Source organism: Rhizobium herbae, assembly GCF_017873135.1.
In the GTDB taxonomy this organism is placed as follows: domain Bacteria; phylum Pseudomonadota; class Alphaproteobacteria; order Rhizobiales; family Rhizobiaceae; genus Pararhizobium; species Pararhizobium herbae.
Window position 1 is genome coordinate 380,927 of the sequence record NZ_JAGGJV010000001.1, and the last position, 18,096, is coordinate 399,022.

The following is an 18,096-nucleotide window of genomic DNA, read 5'->3' on the forward strand; positions in this document are numbered from 1 at the left end:
TCGTAACTGCGGCATCCGGTTTTTGGGAAACTGGGCGCCGCAGTTACGACGTCAACCAGGCCTTCGACGCTGTGATCGCGGGCTGCCGAAGGACTGAATTGGTCGCGCCATTGTGGCTGCAACATAGATCGACCCGACGACGATCTGGCATTTGCCTGAGACCAAAGTCGTTTGATTCCGAATTAAAACCCGATCAAGTCGATAACGCGGCCGCCGAGCCGGTCGTCCCCATGGGCTCCTTGAATGTCTTGAACGGAAATGATTGACATCGTCCTTCTGGTCATCACGGACCACTTGCCACGGGCAAGGACTCTGTTTAAACCGCCGAACGGAACAGACGATGAATGCATATTGCAAAACCGAAGGATTGTTTTGCGCCAGAATATCTGAAACATTGCTCTAAGTACATGATTTATATAGATGCGGACGTGGCGAAACTGGTAGACGCAAGGGACTTAAAATCCCTCGGAGCAATCTGTACGGGTTCGACCCCCGTCGTCCGCACCACTTCCCCGAACCGGATGCCCGATCAACTGGAGCTTGAACATGTCACTTCCTGAAAAAGCATTTCCCGTTTCCTGGGACCAGTTTCACCGCGATGCGCGTGCGCTTGCATGGCGACTTGCCGGCAATGGCGGTGAGTGGAAGGCGATCGTCTGCATCACCCGTGGCGGCCTTGTCCCGGCGGCGATCGTCTGCCGCGAACTGAACATCCGGTTGATCGAGACGGTCTGCGTCGCCTCTTATCATGACTACGATGCGCAGGGGCAGATGTACGTGCTGAAGGGCATTTCGGAAGAGCTGAAGGCCGATGGCGGCGAAGGCGTCCTGATCATCGACGACCTGACCGACACCGGCAAGACCGCGGCCGTGGTCCGGGCCATGCTGCCGAAGGCGCATTTCGCCGCCGTCTACGCCAAGCCGAAGGGCCGGCCGCAGGTCGATACCTTCGTCACCGAGGTCAGTCAGGACACCTGGATCTATTTCCCCTGGGACATGGGTTTCACCTACCAGGAACCGATCGCCAAGGGCTCGCGCGGCTGAGCACACCCCAGCTCTCCGCGGACACCTTTGCCGCGCCTCGCCTCGCTTGTCTGCAGCATCGGTTCATTGATGAGCCTTTTCGAATATGGTCTGGTTTTACCGTGGCCTGATCTGATACATTGAGCCTTCGTCCGCCGCGATATTGCCGCGGCAGCAAGAATCCGGACGGAAGCCCGAGGCTTTCTCAACGGATCGCAGTGAGGAGGACGGACCATATTACGCAGGACGCTCGTTTCGGCAGCGGTTGGCTTTGGCCTCTGCTTGGCCCAGGTCTCTGCAACAATGGCAGGGGGCGCCCACGTCGAGCCGGTCACGGCTTATATCGAGGCCAATGTCCGGGCGTGGATAGAGGCTCCGGTCATCATCGAAGGGCTGAAGGATCAGAACGAACGTCATGCACACCTGACGCCCGCCGACATTGATGACCTGGACGCCGCCTGGCGCACCGAATTTTCAAGCAACGTCCGGCCGCTGATCGATTCGGTCATGGGCAGCCCGCTGTCGAAATTCCTCAAGGACAAGCAGGTTGCCTCCGGTGGCGTCATCACCGAGATCTTCGTGATCGATGCCAAGGGCCTGAGCATCGGCGAGAGCGAGGTCAGCTCGGATTACTGGCAGGGCGACGAGTTGAAATGGCAGAAGACCTATCTGGTTGGCCCCGACATCCTTTTCGTCGATCGCGCAGAGAAGGACGAATCGACTCAGACGCTGCAGTCCCAGGCGAGCCTCACGATTTGCGATCCAGAGACCGGCCAGCCGATCGGCGCCATCACCGTCGGCATCAATCTCGATGCGTTGTAACGGGCCAAGTGGTTTTTCAAAGAGCGGCTTGGGATAAAAACCTAAAGCGGCTTTTCAAGCTTCCCGTCATCCTCCCCCTCATTTTGAAGCCGATTGATCTCGGTCTACCGAATCAGTTTTTCCCCAGTCCACAGTCTTGCCCGTTTGGCTATCGCGGATGATCGTAATGGTAAATCCAGTGTGGTTTTTCACCCGCGAATTTTCGTAAAATAGCCTGCCGCTGCGGACGTCGCTGGAGGTAAGCCGGCGAAGCACCTGATTTTGCTGTATTTGCCCTCTGTCCCCGTTTTCCACAGGCTGCACACACAACATCTGGTGTTCATAAATACGGCACAAACCAGCCCTTGACGGAATCGGGTACAATGCCGTTAATGGTTTTTACGTTGCGGCGGCGGCGGGACCGGGCAAGTTACGAGGCCGGTTCATTTCAGAAAAATCGTCTGTGTTTCAGGCGGCCCGGTGGATGATCCGCCGGTCGCGACGGTTATTTTTTGTGATCTCCTCAGGCGCCAAACACGTCACAAAAAGCTGGCGTAAAGAAGTTGTTGATACTATATTTAGTGTTTGCAGCCAAATTCAGCACAAGATACAGGGTGACCCGAGACGGGTTTCCCATCAGAGCGGAAAACGGAAAACTGGCTGCGCGAAGCTCCGTGCGGCCGGACGGGGACAATTGTGCCCTGAGCCCGATACGGGTTCGGGTATGCGGCAAACAAAGGACAAGGGACAAATGCAGATCGAACGTCGTTTCACCAAGGCTGGCCAGTCGGCCTATGCCGAGATTGAGTTCCGCAAGGCCATCAGCGAGATCAAGAATCCCGATGGCTCGATCGTGTTTCGTCTCGCGGATATCGACGTACCCGCGCAGTTTTCCCAGGTCGCCGCCGACATCCTGGCGCAGAAATATTTCCGCAAGGCCGGCGTGCCTGCGCGCCTGAAAAAGGTCGAGGAAAATTCCGTTCCGTCCTGGCTCTGGCGTTCCGAAGCCGACCTTGCCGCGATGAAGGATCTGCCGAAGGAGCAGCATTACGGCTCCGAAACCGACGCCCGCCAGGTCTTCGATCGTCTGGCCGGCACCTGGACCTATTGGGGCTGGAAGGGCAACTATTTCGCCTCCGAAGAAGATGCCCTCGCCTTCCGCGACGAGCTTGCCTACATGCTCGCCACCCAGCGCGTTGCACCGAACAGCCCGCAGTGGTTCAACACCGGCCTGCACTGGGCCTATGGCATCGACGGCCCCGGCCAGGGCCATTTCTATGTCGACCCCTTCACGGGCAAGCTGGTGAAGTCGAAGTCGTCCTACGAGCATCCGCAGCCGCATGCCTGCTTCATCCAGTCGGTCGGTGACGATCTCGTCAACGAAGGCGGCATCATGGATCTGTGGGTGCGTGAAGCCCGCCTGTTCAAATACGGCTCCGGCACCGGCTCCAACTTCTCCTACCTGCGCGGCGAAGGCGAAAAGCTGTCGGGCGGCGGCAAGTCGTCGGGCCTGATGTCGTTCCTGAAGATCGGCGACCGCGCCGCCGGCGCCATCAAGTCGGGCGGCACCACCCGCCGCGCGGCCAAGATGGTCGTCGTCGATATCGATCACCCGGATATCGAGGCCTATATCAACTGGAAGGTCAAGGAAGAGCAGAAGGTCGCAGCCCTTGTGACCGGCTCGAAGATCGTCGCCAAGCACCTGACGGCGATCATGAAGGCCTGCATCAATTGCACCGCCGACAACGATGCCTGCTACGACCCCAAGCAGAACCCTGCCCTCAAGCGCGAAATCAAGGCCGCCAAGAAGGACCAGGTTCCGGAAAACTACGTCAAGCGCGTCATCCAGTTTGCCAAGCAGGGCTACAAGGGCATCGAGTTCAAGACCTATGACACCGACTGGGATTCGGAAGCCTATCTCACCGTGTCGGGCCAGAATTCCAACAACTCGGTCTCCCTGAAGGACGACTTTTTGCGCGCCGTGGAAGCGGACGGCAACTGGAACCTCACCGCCCGCAAGGACGGCAAGGTGATGAAGACGCTGAAGGCGCGCGACCTCTGGGAGCAGATCTCCCATGCCGCCTGGGCATCGGCCGATCCGGGCCTGCATTTCAACACGACCATGAACGACTGGCACACCTCGCCGGCCGCCGGCTCCATCCGTGCATCCAACCCGTGCTCGGAATACATGTTCCTCGACGACACGGCCTGCAACCTTGCCTCGCTGAACCTGCTTCAGTTCAAGGATGCCGCCACCAAGAACATCGACATCGCCGATTACGAGCATGCCGTGCGCCTCTGGACGCTGGTTCTCGAAATCTCGGTGATGATGGCGCAGTTTCCCTCCAAGGAAATCGCCGAGCGCTCCTATGAATACCGCACGCTCGGTCTCGGCTACGCCAATATCGGCGGCCTCTTGATGTCCTCCGGCATTCCCTACGATTCGACGGAAGGCCGCGCCATTGCCGGTGCGCTGACCGCCATCATGACCGGCGTCTCCTATGCCACTTCGGCCGAAATCGCAGCCAAGCTCGGGCCCTTCCCGGGCTTCAAGCCGAACCGCGAATCGATGCTGCGCGTCATCCGCAACCATCGCCGCGCTGCGCACGGCGAAACGCAGGGCTATGAAGGCCTGTCGGTCGATCCGGTGGCGCTGATCCATGGCGAATGCCCGGATCAGGACCTCATCGCCCATGCCAAGGCTGCCTGGGACAAGGCGCTGGAACTCGGTCAGCAGCACGGCTACCGCAACGCCCAGGTCTCGGTCATCGCCCCGACCGGCACGATCGGCCTCGTCATGGATTGCGACACGACCGGCATCGAGCCCGATTTCGCGCTGGTGAAATTCAAGAAGCTTGCCGGCGGCGGCTACTTCAAGATCATCAACCGCGCCGTTCCGGAAGCCTTGCGCACGCTCGGCTATTCGGAAAGCCAGATCGCCGAGATCGAGGCCTATGCCGTCGGCCATGGCAACATCAACCAGGCACCGGCGGTCAACCCCGGTTCGCTGAAGGCAAAGGGCTTTACCGACGACAAGATCGAGGCGATCAACGGCGCCACCAAGGCTGCCTTCGACATCAAGTTCGTCTTCAACCAGTGGACGCTCGGCGTCGACTTCCTGAAGGACACGCTGAAGGTCACCGACGAGCAGCTTTCCGACATGAGCTTCAACCTGCTCGAGCATATCGGCTTCTCGAAGAAGGACATCGAAGCGGCCAACGTGCACGTTTGCGGCGCGATGACGCTGGAAGGCGCCCCGTTCCTGAAGGCCGAGCACCTGCCCGTGTTCGATTGCGCCAACCCCTGCGGCAAGATCGGCAAGCGTTACCTCTCGGTCGAAAGCCACATCCGCATGATGGCGGCTGCCCAGCCGTTCATCTCGGGCGCGATCTCCAAGACCATCAACATGCCGAACGAGGCGACGGTCGAGGATTGCAAGGCCGCCTACATGCTCTCTTGGAAGCTGGCGCTGAAGGCCAACGCGCTCTACCGCGATGGTTCCAAGCTTTCCCAGCCGCTCAACGCCTCGCTGATCGAGGATGATGAGGACGAGGATGCGATGGAGGACTTTTTGGCAGCGCCCGCCGCCGCCCAGGCCGTCACCGTCACCGAAAAGATCATCGAACGCGTCATCGAGCGGGTCACCCGCGAACGCGAAAAACTGCCGAACCGCCGCCAGGGCTATACCCAGAAGGCGATCGTCGGCGGCCACAAGGTCTATCTGCGCACCGGCGAATTCGGCGACGGCCGCATCGGCGAGATCTTCATCGACATGCACAAGGAAGGCGCTGCCTTCCGGGCGATGATGAACAACTTCGCCATCGCCATCTCGCTGGGTCTCCAGTACGGCGTGCCGCTGGAGGAATATGTCGAGGCCTTCACCTTCACCAAGTTCGAGCCGGCCGGCATGGTGCAGGGCAATGACGCGATCAAGAACGCCACGTCGATCCTCGACTACGTGTTCCGCGAACTCGCCGTCTCCTACCTCAACCGCCACGATCTGGCGCATGTCGATACGTCCGACTTCTCCAACACGGCGCTCGGCAAGGGTATCCAGGAAGGCAAGACCAACCTCTTGTCCACCGGCTGGACCCGCGGCCACAAGCCGACGCTGATCCAGGGCGGCCAGATAGACCGCGCCTCCGGCGAGCCGAAGGGTGCGGCCACCGCTGCCCCCGCCAAGGCCTCGTCCGGCGGCGCCAATGTCACCGCCTTCTCCGGCAGTGCCGCCCGCAAACTCGAACCGGCAATATCGATCTCCACCTCCGAAATCGTCGCCTTCAAGCGCGACTACGAGGAACGCGCCGTCGAACTCGCCGAGGAGATCGCCGGCGAGGCCGAACCGGACGTCACCGCCCTGTTCTCCGACAAGGCAGCCGCCGAAGCCGCCGCCGCCAAGTCGGACGCCAAGAAACTGGAAGCCGCCCGCCGCATCCGCTCGATCGCTCAAGGCTATACGGGCAACATGTGCAGCGAGTGCCAGAATTTTACGATGGTGCGGAATGGCACGTGCGAGAAGTGCGACACATGCGGTGCGACGAGCGGGTGCAGCTAACCGCTATTGAACGGTTGAACAGACGCCTTGAAAGGACCATTAGTCCTTGAGGCAGCATCATCAGATTTCCGGGCGACCCTGTCGTCCGGAAGTTTTCAATTTTAAATGCAAGTAATGCCGCGGCGCGACGGGCGCGCCCTCTGACCGTTTTGAAAACACAGAGGTGGCCGAGCATGAGGATTGGCATCACATTCGATTTGCGTGAAGACTATGCGCGCGAAGGGTATGACGAGGAAGAAACGGCCGAGTTTGACCACGTCGATACCATTCTAGCGATCGAGTCCGCCTTACAGTCTCTGGGGCACATGACGGATCGCATCGGCCATGCTCGCGCCCTTGCAAAGCGATTGGTCGATGGTGACCGTTGGGATCTGGTTTTCAACATTGCCGAAGGAATGCATGGTTTTGGCCGCCAGGCCCTGGTGCCGGCTCTGCTCGACACCTATCGGATCCCCTACACCTTCTCCGATCCGCTCGCCCTCGCCGTCACGCTGCATAAGGCGGCCGCGAAGCGCATCGTCCGCGATCACGGTCTTTGCACAGCAGATTTTGCGGTTGTCGAGGCTCTTTCGGATGTCGAGAATGTGACGCTGCCATTTCCGCTGTTCATAAAGCCTGTTGCCGAAGGCACGAGCAAGGGAATTTCCGCCGCGTCCAGGATCCGCGACCGGACCGAGTTGAGGCAAGGATGCGACAGACTGCTGGCGCGTCATCGCCAGCCGGTCTTGGTTGAGCGTTACCTGCCGGGCCGTGAATTCACCGTGGGAATCCTTGACACAGGATCCGCCTCGACGGTGCTTGGAGTCATGGAGCTGGTGCTGCGGGCAGAGGCCGAACCCGACATCTACTCCTACGAGAACAAGAAACACTTCGAAGAACGGGTCGATGCTCGCCTGGCAACGGATACCGTCGGTCTTGCCGCTGCGGAACTGGCGCTTTCAGCCTGGAGAGGGCTCGGCTGTCGCGACGCGGGGCGTATCGACATGCGATGCGATGCGGACGGCAAGGTCAACTTCCTGGAAGCGAACCCTCTGGCGGGGCTGCATCCCAGGGACTCCGATTTGCCTCTGCTGGCGCGATTGAAAGGGCTTCCGTACAACGCACTGATCGAAGGGATCATCGCTTCAGCGTTGAGCCGCGTTGCCAAGAGCGTCGCCTGAATGGCATTGCCCGCTCAGTGAAACCTTGTCTTGCTAAAACGCCCAATCGCGCTCAAAGTATATTAGCGTATGCCTATGTACTCGTTGGGGCGGCTTGCACATGTTCTTGATCGCTCGGCGCGCATGGCCGAATGATCCCCCTTTTCTGCAGAGCCGAACTGACGCCCGGATACGCGTTTTTCGTCCGGGTCGAATGCCGCTACGGTGGCTGAAGTGGAAGGGTTGATGCAGCGCAGGCTAGTCACAATTCTAGCGACGGACGCGGTCGGCTACAGCCGTTTGATCGCACGGGATGAAGACGCCGCTCTTGCGCTCTTCAAGGAGCATGCTGCGATCATCGAGGAGCGCATTCGGATTCATGAGGGCCGCGTCTTCGGGGGCGCGGGCGACAGCCTCATCGCGGAATTTCCGAGCCCGGTTGAAGCGATGCGTTGCGCCGTCGAAATCCAGGACCAGCTGGCCCATTTGGATGAGAAGCTCGACGAGGATTGGCGCATGCGATTTCGCGTCGGCCTCAACCTCGGGGATGCCGTCGTCGAGCAGGGCAATCTGTATGGCGAGGCAGTGAATGTGGCCGCGCGTCTCGAAGGGCTGTCCGAGCCGGGCGGCATTTGCGTGTCCGGCACACTCTACGAGCAGGTGAAGCACCTGCCGAACATCGGATTTCAAGATCTGGGTTCACGCAAGTTGAAGAATATCCCGACACCGGTGCACGCCTATTCCGTCAAGGGAATAAGCGCCGCCACTGTGCACAGGCGCCCGATGCGGTGGTCCTGGGCCGCTGCGGCAGCAGCGCTCCTGGCAATCGTCGCAATCCCTGTCGGCTGGATCTATGTGCCGGAAATGGCCGCCAGCAACACGTCATCGTCGCAACTCCAGCCTCCCTCGCAGCCATCGATCGCGATCCTGCCGCTCGACAATCTCAGCGATCCCGCACACGAATATTTCAGTGAAGGCCTGACCAACGATATCACAAGCGATCTGTCCAAATTCTCGGGTCTCTTCGTCATCGCCTACAACTCGGCATCGACGTTCAAAGGCAAGCCGACGAAAGTTCAGGATATCGGTACGGCACTGGGCGTTCGTTATGTCCTGGAGGGAACGGTACAGAAAACGCCGGAGCGGCTGCGCATCAATGCGCAGCTCATCAATGCCGAAACCGGATTTCACGTCTGGGCCGAGCGTTATGACCGGACCCTGGGTGATACCTTTACCGTGCAGGAAGACATTACCAGGAGCATCGTGACGGCGCTTGCGGTCAAGGTGACCGCCGCCGAAGAGCAGAGATCCCGGCGGAAGCTGACGGAAAGCATGGATGCCTATGACTATTATCTGAAAGGCAAGGCAATCTGGTCGGATCCCGACAAGGTGACGCCGGAAGGGAACGAGGAGGCGCGCCAATTGTTCGAAACGGCAATCAAGCTCGATCCAGCCTACTCGTCCGCCTACGCGGAACTCTCCTATGTCCATGTCCGGGCCTATCAGAACGGATGGAGCCCCGATGGCAAGGCATCCCTGCGCGAGGCAAAGCGACTTGCCGAGAAAGCCCTGAGCCTCAACGACGATTTCAGCAGCCACTGGTATCTCGCCATCGTTGCGTGGAATCAGGGCGAGTTCGACAAGAGCCTCCGCGAGTATGAGACTGCGCGCCAGATCAATCCCAACGATCCGGATCTTGCCGCGGATATGGCCGAGGCGCTGGTTTATGGCGGCGAACCTGAAAAGGCGATCGAGCAGATCAGGGGCGCAATGCTGCGCAATCGCTTTTATCCCTTCTGGTACCCGTGGAACTATGCCCGCGCCTTGTACATGGTCGGTCGCTACCAGGAAGCGATCGACGCCATCGCAACGATGACCGCCCCACCCAATGATGTGCGCTTGATCACCGCTGCGAGCGAGGCCCAGCTAGGGCATATCGCCAAGGCGCGCGCGATTATGGCGGAGTTCAGCAAGATAGATCCGGATTGGTCGATCGAACAATCCGCCGCCTACTACTATCGGAGGGATAGCGACCGTCAGCATTGGGTCGATGGGCTGAGAAAAGCTGGCCTAAAGGAGAAGTAGAGTAGATGGGAAACGATATCAATCACGGAAAAACAACCGGGAATGTACATTTTTATACATTTCCGGCAGCTCTGGTTACGTTGACAACCATACGTTCAGGCGTAAATTAATTCCATTCAGATCAGGAGTAAGGATCGCCGTTGGTTTAGATCCTTCGCAGCATGCGCGACGTTAAGCCCGGCTGGGCGTGTATCGGCGTGAAACCCATCGCGGGCAGACACGCTGCAAGCACGGCCGTCAAAGATAACACCTGTCTACAATGCGTAATTCAGACTTGGCATGATTTCAGACTTGCACGTTGTATGAACTTGATGTGCGCGCACCGCCACGAAAGGCGGGTGCCGGAACACGCTTGGCGAAAGGGGGATAGCATGATGCAGACCGCCCGAGACTATTGCCGCGAGGGAAGACAGCAGCCTCTGACCCGGGAAGGGAATGAAAAGGCCAAGGAATGTTATGAGAGGGCAATCAAGGAAGATGGCAATTACCTGCCCGCCTATGCCGAATATTCCTACGTCCATCTCCGCGCCTACCAGAATGCGTGGGACCCTGACCGTGAGGCTTCGCTGGACGAGGCCGAACGGCTGGCGGACAAGGCCGTGGCCCTTGGCAATGACATAAGCAAAGGCTGGCACAATGACTTCAGGGGCCGCTGGTACCGAGCGATGGTTTACTGGAACCGGGGTGATTTCAAGACGAGCTTTCAGGAGTTTGCCGCCGCCCGCGCGCTCATCACCGATCCCAAGCGGATAGCCAAGGATACGGCCGACCTCGATGCAGATATGGCAGAGGCCTATATATACTATGGTGATCCCAATAAGGCTCTCGCACTGATCGACAGCGCCGCGGCGAGTGATCCGGATCATGCCTACTGGCACGATTGGAATCGCGCCCGCGCCCTTTACATGGCAAAACGGTATGACGATGCGCTGGCAACCATCCGTGGGATGACCTCTCCCCCGAACGACGTTCGCCTCATTGAGGCCGCAAGCGAAGCGCAACTCGGGCACCTCGATGATGCAAGGCGAATAATGGGAGAATTCAACAAGATCGAGCCCGGCTGGTCGCTTCAGAAGTCAGCCGATTACCGGTATGGGGACAGCGCTGCGCGAGACCATTGGTTGGACGGGCTGAGTAAGGCCGGGCTAACATAGTGCCCGTTCCCCGCCGCTGGTAAAATCACCTATGCGGCGCTAAACCGGGTTGCGGTTTTCCTGTTTCAGGAGTGTCACGTTGCTGATTTATGGGAACAGCCACGGCCGCCAGGACCTCACTCGTCGGCAATGGCGCTCGTATGATCGTTGATCTCGATCCAGTACCCGTCCGGATCCTGCACATAGGCCTGCCGGAATCCGTCCCGCCGCGTGCCGATCTGTCCGACATTTCCCGGCCAGTCGTAGAACGTCACGCCCTTGGCCGTGATGTCGGCGACGAAGGCATCGAGGTTGTCGATGCGCAGCGCGAAATGCGTGTCCTTGGTGAGGTGCGTCGCGCCAAAATCGCCCGCGATCAGATGGATCGTATCGAGGCCGCCGATGGTCAGCCAGGCCACATTGGCGCTGCCGGTACGCTCGATCGGCGTAAAGCCGAGGATATCGGTGTAGAAAGCGACGCTGCGGTCGAGATCGCGGACCAGCAGCGCAAAGTGATCGAGACTATAGGTATGCCGCATCGAATAATCCTCCAGTGATGTCGTCGCATGATGCAGACAGGCAAGGCGTTGGCGCACCCTCACCTATCGCATCGCCTCGAGCCTTTTTACGACACGCTGCGCGATCTCATCGTCCTGTTCGCGGATTGCATCCGTCAGCGCCTGAAGTTTGGCCCGCAGGCCATGAACCTGATCGACGAGCGCCATGATGACGTCGATGCCGTCATGATTGACGCCCATGGTTTCGGTGAGATCAAGGATCAGCAGCCCGCGCGCCAGATCGGCGTCCTGAAACTCGGAATCGTCGTCGTTCATTTCCGGAATGATCCATTGTCGGTCGATCCATACCGTCAGCGTGGAGGAAACGATGCTGAGACGCTCGCAATACTCCAGATGATTCATGTCAACCTCCCCAGGCTTTGCGAGGATTGTGTGCTTCTCCCGCCGGCCAGGACGTCGCGAACGCCGCAAGGTCCGGATCGGCGGTGTCCGGCAGCATGACGTTGACGGTAACGTACTGGTCGCCGTTGCCGCCGCCCCGCCTGGATACGCCCTTGCCCTTGAGGCGAAGCGTCTTTCCGGTACTCGAATTTGGCGGCAGGCTGAGCGTCACATTACCGGATATCGTCGGGACGACCACCTTGCCGCCGAGGATCGCCTCCCGCAGCGATATCGGCATCTCGATCCGGATGTCGTCGCCATCGCGGGTGAAGATCGGATGAGGCCTGACATGCATTTCGATCAGCGCGTCGCCGGCCGGAGCGCCGCCGGAACCGGGCTCGCCCTTGCCGCGAAGCCGAAGCGTCTGCCCCTCCTGGGTGCCTGGCGGGACCTGCAGGTCGAGTGTCGTCCCGTCCGGCAACGTGATCTGCTGCTTCGAGCCATTGACGGCACTGAGGAAATCCACCTCCATGGAGAAATTCAAATCTCTACCCCGCGTTTGTCCGCGGCCTCGCCGTGAAAAGAAACTCGAAAAGATATCGTCGGTCTCGCCAAAATCCGAGAAGCCGCTCGTGCTCTGGTAGCGCGTGTCCTTGCCCGGAGAGCCCGCATAGTCGCGGTAGTAGTTCCGAGGCGGCTGCTCGGCGCCCGAGCCGTCGATCTCGCCCTTGTCGAAACGGGCCCGCTTCTCCTCGTCGCCCAGCAGCGAATAGGCCGAAGACACTGTCTTAAACCGGTCTTCCGCGCCCTTGTCGCCCGGGTTGAGGTCCGGATGAAGCTTCTTTGCGAGCTTGCGATAGGCACTCTGGATTTCTTTTTGCGTCGCGTTTTTCGCCACGCCGAGCGTTTCGTATGGGTCTTTGGCCATTGGGCTCCTGCCGCCGCATTGTCATGAAGGTGAAGATAGGTCAATTGCGAGCGACAGCAAGCATTGAAGCGTGGCAGCTTTCCGAAACACAGCTCGCATAACGGCCGTGGGTCTGAACGATCGATCCAATCCGGGAGAGGCTTACCGGCCGTCGAACGGATCCGCCAGCGCCGCATCCGGGCGGCTGATCGGGTATTTGATGGCGGAGACGCTGGCCGCCAGCTTCTTTGGCCCTTGCGTCTTCAGCAGAGCCCGAAAGCTCGGATGCATGCCGCCGTCGGAATAGGCCGTCATCGCGGTGCTCATGGGAAGCGAGCCGGTGATCGCCATATCGACCTTGCGCTCTTCCGCCTCGATTTTTGCCATTGCCTGCGGCTCGAGCTGGTTGATCACCGGCGGGCAGGCTGCCAGCGGATCGGTGGGCTCGCCACCCTCGAATTCCTTGTTGAAGACGTAGCGGCGCTCGCAGACCGAAACCTTCGGCTGCCGGCGCGTCACCTCGAAGGCATCGTAGCCCTCTTTCATCGTGCGCCAGAAGGACATGTTCGGATCGCCACGATGCATGGCCATGTTCGCGGTCGTCATGCGGAAAGGAAAGGCCTGAACCTGAAACTTGTCCTGCCCGCCGGCCAGTGCCTTCTGCACGATCGCATAGATCTCGCCGACGCCCTGGTCGGTCATCGCATAGCAGCCGGACGACGAGCAGGCGCCGTGCACCATCAGCGCCTCGCCGGTATAGCCGAGCGCGGATTCCAGCCGGTTGGGATAGCCCAGATTGAAGGAGACGTAGAACTGCGAGTTGGGGTTCAGCATGCCCGCCGAGACATGATAGAAGCCCTCCGGCGCATGACGGTCGCCGGTCCTGGTCTTCGGCCCGAGTTCCCCGGACCAGCGGCAGATCGGATAGGTCTTCAGGAGCGCGTAGGTCCCGGACTTGTCGACCTTCCAGACCTCCAGTTCGCTCTCCTGCTTGAAGATGCGCACCAGCACCGGGCTTTCCGGCTTCATGCCCTTCTTCGCCATCTGCGCGATCATCTTGCCGGTCAGTTTCGGCGGCGCTTCGGAAAGATCGTCCAGCGCCATGCAGCCCGACAAGGCCACGCCAAGCGCCAGCGCGACGAATGTCCGCGACATCGCTGTGCGGGCGGAGAGGACGCGCTGTGCGGCGCGATGAAGGGGATGAAAACAAGTCATGGAAGCGTCTATCGCTCTCAATCGCGCCAAAGTTTTGTCGAACGAACCAAATCAGGACAATCGCCGGTCTCGACGACAGCAGAATCGGGCACTGCAGTTAGCGTCCGGTTAATTTCCGTCTTGCGCAAGGCCGAAGACAGGCGCACCGCGCCCGCCTTTTAAAACCCTACTGCCAGACGACGATCTTCGCTTTCGCGGGAACGCGCTGATAGAGGTCGATGACGTCCTGGTTCATCAGCCGCACGCAGCCGGACGACACCGCCTTGCCGATCGACTGCCACTCCGGATTGCCGTGCAGCCGATAGAGCGTGTCCTCGCCGTTCTGGAAGATGTACAGCGCCCGGGCGCCGAGCGGGTTCTTGAGGCCCGGCTCCATGCCGCCGTTTTCGATCGAATATTTGGCAAGGCTCGGCTGCCGGGCGACCATCTCGTTCGGCGGCTTCCAGCGCGGCCATGGCTGGCGCCAGTGGATGACGCCGTCGCCCTGCCAGGCAAAGCCCTCGCGGCCGATGCCGACACCATAGCGCATCGCCGTGCCGCCTGGCTCGACGACGTAGAGAAACCGCGACGGCGTATCGACGACGACGGTACCCGGCGCCTCGCCGGTCCGGTCGGCAACGCGCTGGCGGTAGAATCGCGGATCGATCTGTTGATAGGGAATGGCGGGGATCAGAAAGCCCCCATCCTCGACCGGGCCGTACATCACCTGTAACTCGGCATCCGATGGCGGTCCGATGGGCCGGGTGATCCGAGCCGGCATCGGCGCCGAGCGGCCACCCGGCATCGACGTGGTACAGCCGGCAAGCGTACCGGCCGCAAGAACGCCGAGAAAACCACGGCGGGATAAACTATATTCGATCGTCATAAGCCCCATCAATCCGCTTTTCAGCAACCAGTCCCATCCCCCTGGACGAAGCAACCTGGCAGGCTCGCTCGTGCAAGCATTGCGCGGTCCACACTCACCCGGAAGAATCGGATCAGAGGCTGTTATGCCGCCAATCGCCGCCGTTTCCAACGGCGCCTCGCGCGTCTGTCGCAGCGATTCCAGCCCGGTCACCACATCGTGATGGACCGTTACGTGAAAGACGCACCTGCGACGACGTTGGCGAGTGTCGAGCCGAAGGGAAAATGAAAAAGAGATTGCCTCAGGCAACGAGGCAATCTCTTCAATCCCTTGTGTATCCGCGACGCGTCAGAAGTTGCGCTGCAGGCGAACGAAGCCCTGCACCTGTTCCTGCGCATTGTCGGGATCGATGTACTGGACGCTGATCTTCGTCGCGAGATTGGTGACGATCTTGTAGTCGAGCGTCAGGCCCGCGCGCCAGGTATCGCCGCCGGTGAATTCGCCATTGGCGTCGAGATCGATGTTGCTCAGATATTGCACCCCGGGCGTCAACGAAAGCTTGTCGTTGACCTTGATGACGTACTGCGCGCCAAGGCTCCATTCCGCCTCTTCGAAATAGTAGTTGGCGCCGCTTGCCCAGAGGCCGTAAACGCCGAGCTGGGTCGACCCGATATCGAGATAGCCGATCGCGCGGATGGCGCCCTCCTCCGTATCGGTGTCGTAGCTGCCAAGCAGGTATCCGCTGACGGCACCGGACTTGCCGAATATCTGCCCCTCGATGCCGACATTGTTCGCCCCCTCGCCGGGCTTCGTGCGATATGCTTCCTCAAGCTCGTCCACGGCGACGCCGGCACTGAAGGTCTTTGTGTCGGCAAACATATAGCGGATCGAATTGTGAACGGTCTGATTGCTGGAGACGACATCGGTCTCGCCGCTCATGCTGCGGTCATTGTCCCACCAGCTATATTGCATGCCGGCGCGCAAGCCGGCGATATCGATATAGACCTCCTGAAGGAATGTTGATGAGGCATCAATTTTCTCGATATTGCCGCGCAACGTCATGACGCTGGAAAGCGTGCCGTATTCGGTATCGTTCTTGGCTGAGAACGTCATTTGGCCGCGAGTCCAGAAAGACCAGTCCGACGTGCCGGCTCTGTTACGGCCAAACCGTCCTTCGAAGCGGACGTAACCACCGATCGAAAGGCAGGTCTCTGTTCCCGGAATGTAGAAGTAGCCATCGCCGAAGACATCGCAGACGCGAACATATTCCGCGGGTTCCGGTTCGGCGACGACGACCGCGTCAGCCGCCTGCGCGCCCGAAGCTGCACTCAGTATCGACGCTGCCGTCAGCAGGATAATTCTGACTTCCATCGTAATTCCAGTTCAACTTTGGGAGCGAAATCCGCGCGCCGTCGAGACGTGCATGCCGGGTTAACGCTTAGAACTGAGTAAGTTCAATTTTATACATACGAAGGCTCGTTTACCGCTTTGTGACGGAGAGGATTCTGCTGGCGAAACAATCGGCCCCAGACCCGGAAAAATTCGACGCAGGCCAACGGTGGAGAAGAATTCGATCGGCGTCATCGTCTACAAGACACCCAAAATCGACCGCATCGCCAAGGAGGCATGATGTTCACGGACTATTATGCCGAGAACAGTTGCACGGCCGGCCGCTCGACCTTCATCGAAACGCCCGATGCATCCGCCGGCGAACACACTATGAAACCTTTATCTCTTTGCCATTCTTCCGGAATGGATTTCGAATGCGCGACGGCTCTAGCATCTGGGCATTCGAAACAGGTCACTGCTACGATGCCGATGCTACGCCTCCATCCTTCCAGTCTCTCCGCCGCAACCGCCGATGCCCGCCGGCCCCATCGCCAGTCCGCCGGATGTGCCGCACGCTCCCGCAGGCAGCGCCGCGCTCGCCTGACGGCAGCGTTCAACGCTGCCGCTGTCCTTCTCTGCCTCGCCGGCATCGCACTCATCTGGCTACTCTCCTGAGGGGATAGGGCGATGAGTACGATATCGATATCGCAGGGCCGACTGCTGCCGATCACGGCCGCCCGTCCCGCCGAGTACATGCCTGCGGAAACAGCACTGGCCAGCCTGATTGCGCGGGTTTGCGCCGTCCGGGTTCTCCGCGAGCACCATATCTGGGAAGCCGTGCGTATCCTGCCGCACGTGGCGGGGCTGCCGGAAGAGATGAAGCAGTCGCCCGAGTTTCGCCGCCTCATGGAGAGGGAGGCATTTGCCGCCGCCCTCCGCCTCATTGCTCAATCCTGCGACCGCGCGTGCGCATTTCGTGGCCTCGACCCATGCGGCGATCATTGGGTCGCCACGCTGTCCGTCGGGACCGGCCTTGCCGAAAACCCACGGCGCGAGCGCGTGAAAGCCCAACATCGCGACCCGCCGGCTGCCATGCTGATTGCCCTTCTGGGCAGCGCCGCCGGGAAAGGCAAGCCGTTTGCCCGGCGAAGACGGACGACCGCGGCAACGCAAAAGGAGATGCAAAATGACTGAATTCAAACCGCTCGCTTCACTGCCGCAAGGGGCGATCTGCGACCTCGTCACCCCCTTCAGAGGCGACCAGCTGGACGAAGCCTCGTTCGCCGATCTCGCGGAATGGCAGATCGACAGCGGTATTTCGGGCCTGCTCGTTTCCGGCCCCGCAGGCGAACCCTGGGCACTGACCGACGATGAACGGACGACACTCATCCGGCTCGCGGTTGCCGTCGCCGGGGGCCGGATTCCCGTCATCGCCGGCACGGGCACGAACTGTACCGAGACGACGGTTGCACGGACGGCCGAGGCAAAGAACATGGGCGCCACCGCTGCCTATGTCGTCACCCCCTACTACAGCAAGCCCGCGCAGGAAGGTCTGTTCCGTCACTATGAGGCGATCGCCGATAGAATGGATCTGCCGCTCATCGTCGGCGTGGCGCCGCAGCGGACAGCCATAGACCTCTCGCCCCGGACGCTGGAGCAGCTGGCAACCCTGCCATCGGTTGCGGGTATCGCCGATGAAACCGGCGACATCGCCCGCCTCGCGGCAATGCCTGTCGCCCTGCGCCAGCGCTTCGCGCTCTACTCCGGCCATGATCTGACAGCCATGCCTTTCACCCTCATGGGCGGCCGCGGCGTCATCTCGTCGGCCGCCAATCTGGTACCGCGATTGACCGTTGCGCTTCATCAGGCGCTTGCCACCGGCAACCTGCAATCGGCGCAAAGCCTGCAGGAACGGCTGAGCCCGCTGTTTCAAGCCCTGGAACGCGAACCGAGCCCCGCGGCGATCAAATACGGACTCAGTCTGTTGCGGGGGATGAGCGACGATGTCCGGTTGCCGCTGACGCCGATCGTCGCGGAAACCACAGCCGCGTTCCGGATGGCACTGGCGCCTGTCCTTTGCAAACCGGCACCGGCGCGGCGGCAAATCCTATGAGATTTTAAGAACAAAGCCGCCGGCCACGCATGGAACGGCAATGGGCAAGCACA

15 protein-coding genes and 1 tRNA gene are annotated in these 18,096 nt (G+C 60.3%); 10 read left to right on the plus strand and 6 right to left on the minus strand.

Annotation, left to right across the window (positions count from 1 at the left end; all coding sequences use genetic code 11):
• Positions 1 to 422: 422 nt before the first annotated feature.
• From J2Z75_RS02005 to J2Z75_RS02035, 7 genes are all read left to right on the plus strand, one after another.
• A tRNA-Leu gene (locus tag J2Z75_RS02005) sits at positions 423 to 507 on the plus strand.
• Between the two features lie 39 nt (positions 508 to 546).
• Positions 547 to 1,044, plus strand: a complete 498-nt coding sequence (gene gpt / locus J2Z75_RS02010; RefSeq protein ID WP_209846974.1) for a xanthine phosphoribosyltransferase — start codon at positions 547 to 549, stop codon at positions 1,042 to 1,044.
• A 282-nt stretch (positions 1,045 to 1,326) separates the two neighbouring features.
• Positions 1,327 to 1,845: a hypothetical protein gene (locus J2Z75_RS02015; protein ID WP_209846976.1), complete on the plus strand. Its 519-nt coding sequence runs from the start codon at positions 1,327 to 1,329 to the stop codon at positions 1,843 to 1,845.
• Positions 1,846 to 2,575: 730 nt separating this feature from the next.
• A complete protein-coding gene (locus tag J2Z75_RS02020) occupies positions 2,576 to 6,379 on the plus strand; it encodes a vitamin B12-dependent ribonucleotide reductase (RefSeq protein WP_209846978.1) in 3,804 nt (1,267 codons plus the stop codon).
• A gap of 173 nt (positions 6,380 to 6,552) precedes the next feature.
• Complete coding sequence (locus tag J2Z75_RS02025) at positions 6,553 to 7,539, plus strand: D-alanine--D-alanine ligase family protein (protein ID WP_209846980.1); 987 nt, start codon at positions 6,553 to 6,555, stop codon at positions 7,537 to 7,539.
• Positions 7,540 to 7,764: 225 nt separating this feature from the next.
• Positions 7,765 to 9,603, plus strand: coding sequence for an adenylate/guanylate cyclase domain-containing protein (locus J2Z75_RS02030; RefSeq protein WP_209846981.1), 1,839 nt, complete (start codon positions 7,765 to 7,767; stop codon positions 9,601 to 9,603).
• Between the two features lie 371 nt (positions 9,604 to 9,974).
• Positions 9,975 to 10,757, plus strand: coding sequence for a tetratricopeptide repeat protein (locus J2Z75_RS02035; protein WP_209846984.1), 783 nt, complete (start codon positions 9,975 to 9,977; stop codon positions 10,755 to 10,757).
• Between the two features lie 116 nt (positions 10,758 to 10,873).
• Here the strand turns inward: J2Z75_RS02035 and J2Z75_RS02040 are convergent, their stop codons facing one another.
• From J2Z75_RS02040 to J2Z75_RS02065, 6 genes are all read right to left on the minus strand, one after another.
• A complete protein-coding gene (locus tag J2Z75_RS02040; protein WP_209846987.1) occupies positions 10,874 to 11,275 on the minus strand; it encodes a VOC family protein in 402 nt (133 codons plus the stop codon).
• A gap of 63 nt (positions 11,276 to 11,338) precedes the next feature.
• Entirely contained in the window at positions 11,339 to 11,656 is a 318-nt protein-coding gene (locus tag J2Z75_RS02045; RefSeq protein ID WP_209846990.1) for a chaperone modulator CbpM, read from the minus strand.
• Position 11,657: 1 nt separating this feature from the next.
• Positions 11,658 to 12,563, minus strand: coding sequence for a DnaJ C-terminal domain-containing protein (locus J2Z75_RS02050; RefSeq protein ID WP_209846993.1), 906 nt, complete (start codon positions 12,561 to 12,563; stop codon positions 11,658 to 11,660).
• Between the two features lie 141 nt (positions 12,564 to 12,704).
• Positions 12,705 to 13,697: a L,D-transpeptidase family protein gene (locus tag J2Z75_RS02055; protein ID WP_209848704.1), complete on the minus strand. Its 993-nt coding sequence runs from the start codon at positions 13,695 to 13,697 to the stop codon at positions 12,705 to 12,707.
• Positions 13,698 to 13,923: 226 nt separating this feature from the next.
• On the minus strand, positions 13,924 to 14,631 hold the full coding sequence (locus tag J2Z75_RS02060; RefSeq protein WP_407692737.1) for a L,D-transpeptidase: 708 nt from the start codon (positions 14,629 to 14,631) through the stop codon (positions 13,924 to 13,926).
• Between the two features lie 318 nt (positions 14,632 to 14,949).
• A complete protein-coding gene (locus tag J2Z75_RS02065; RefSeq protein ID WP_209846997.1) occupies positions 14,950 to 15,972 on the minus strand; it encodes a porin in 1,023 nt (340 codons plus the stop codon).
• A gap of 258 nt (positions 15,973 to 16,230) precedes the next feature.
• Between J2Z75_RS02065 and J2Z75_RS02070 the strand changes: the two genes are divergently transcribed.
• From J2Z75_RS02070 to dapA, 3 genes are read left to right on the plus strand one after another with little or no spacing between them, the layout of a single operon-like run.
• Positions 16,231 to 16,605 carry a hypothetical protein gene (locus tag J2Z75_RS02070; RefSeq protein ID WP_209848870.1) on the plus strand — a complete coding sequence of 125 codons (375 nt, stop codon included), beginning with the start codon at positions 16,231 to 16,233 and terminating at the stop codon, positions 16,603 to 16,605.
• A 12-nt stretch (positions 16,606 to 16,617) separates the two neighbouring features.
• Positions 16,618 to 17,124, plus strand: coding sequence for a hypothetical protein (locus J2Z75_RS02075; protein ID WP_209847000.1), 507 nt, complete (start codon positions 16,618 to 16,620; stop codon positions 17,122 to 17,124).
• A complete protein-coding gene (gene dapA / locus J2Z75_RS02080) occupies positions 17,117 to 18,043 on the plus strand; it encodes a 4-hydroxy-tetrahydrodipicolinate synthase (RefSeq protein WP_209847003.1) in 927 nt (308 codons plus the stop codon). Before J2Z75_RS02075 ends, dapA begins: the two co-directional genes overlap by 8 nt.
• Positions 18,044 to 18,096 lie beyond the last annotated feature (53 nt).

What these genes read in the sequence shown, in the direction of transcription:
- gpt (WP_209846974.1), top strand. Translation starts at nt 547, where the DNA reads ATGTCACTTCCTGAAAAAGCATTTCCCGTTTCCTGGGACCAGTTTCAC.
- J2Z75_RS02015 (WP_209846976.1), top strand. Translation starts at nt 1,327, where the DNA reads ATGGCAGGGGGCGCCCACGTCGAGCCGGTCACGGCTTATATCGAGGCC.
- J2Z75_RS02020 (WP_209846978.1), top strand. Translation starts at nt 2,576, where the DNA reads ATGCAGATCGAACGTCGTTTCACCAAGGCTGGCCAGTCGGCCTATGCC.
- J2Z75_RS02025 (WP_209846980.1), top strand. Translation starts at nt 6,553, where the DNA reads ATGAGGATTGGCATCACATTCGATTTGCGTGAAGACTATGCGCGCGAA.
- J2Z75_RS02030 (WP_209846981.1), top strand. Translation starts at nt 7,765, where the DNA reads ATGCAGCGCAGGCTAGTCACAATTCTAGCGACGGACGCGGTCGGCTAC.
- J2Z75_RS02035 (WP_209846984.1), top strand. Translation starts at nt 9,975, where the DNA reads ATGATGCAGACCGCCCGAGACTATTGCCGCGAGGGAAGACAGCAGCCT.
- J2Z75_RS02040 (WP_209846987.1), bottom strand. Translation starts at nt 11,275, where the DNA reads ATGCGGCATACCTATAGTCTCGATCACTTTGCGCTGCTGGTCCGCGAT.
- J2Z75_RS02045 (WP_209846990.1), bottom strand. Translation starts at nt 11,656, where the DNA reads ATGAATCATCTGGAGTATTGCGAGCGTCTCAGCATCGTTTCCTCCACG.
- J2Z75_RS02050 (WP_209846993.1), bottom strand. Translation starts at nt 12,563, where the DNA reads ATGGCCAAAGACCCATACGAAACGCTCGGCGTGGCGAAAAACGCGACG.
- J2Z75_RS02055 (WP_209848704.1), bottom strand. Translation starts at nt 13,697, where the DNA reads ATGTCGCGGACATTCGTCGCGCTGGCGCTTGGCGTGGCCTTGTCGGGC.
- J2Z75_RS02060 (WP_407692737.1), bottom strand. Translation starts at nt 14,631, where the DNA reads ATGGGGCTTATGACGATCGAATATAGTTTATCCCGCCGTGGTTTTCTC.
- J2Z75_RS02065 (WP_209846997.1), bottom strand. Translation starts at nt 15,972, where the DNA reads ATGGAAGTCAGAATTATCCTGCTGACGGCAGCGTCGATACTGAGTGCA.
- J2Z75_RS02070 (WP_209848870.1), top strand. Translation starts at nt 16,231, where the DNA reads ATGTTCACGGACTATTATGCCGAGAACAGTTGCACGGCCGGCCGCTCG.
- J2Z75_RS02075 (WP_209847000.1), top strand. Translation starts at nt 16,618, where the DNA reads ATGAGTACGATATCGATATCGCAGGGCCGACTGCTGCCGATCACGGCC.
- dapA (WP_209847003.1), top strand. Translation starts at nt 17,117, where the DNA reads ATGACTGAATTCAAACCGCTCGCTTCACTGCCGCAAGGGGCGATCTGC.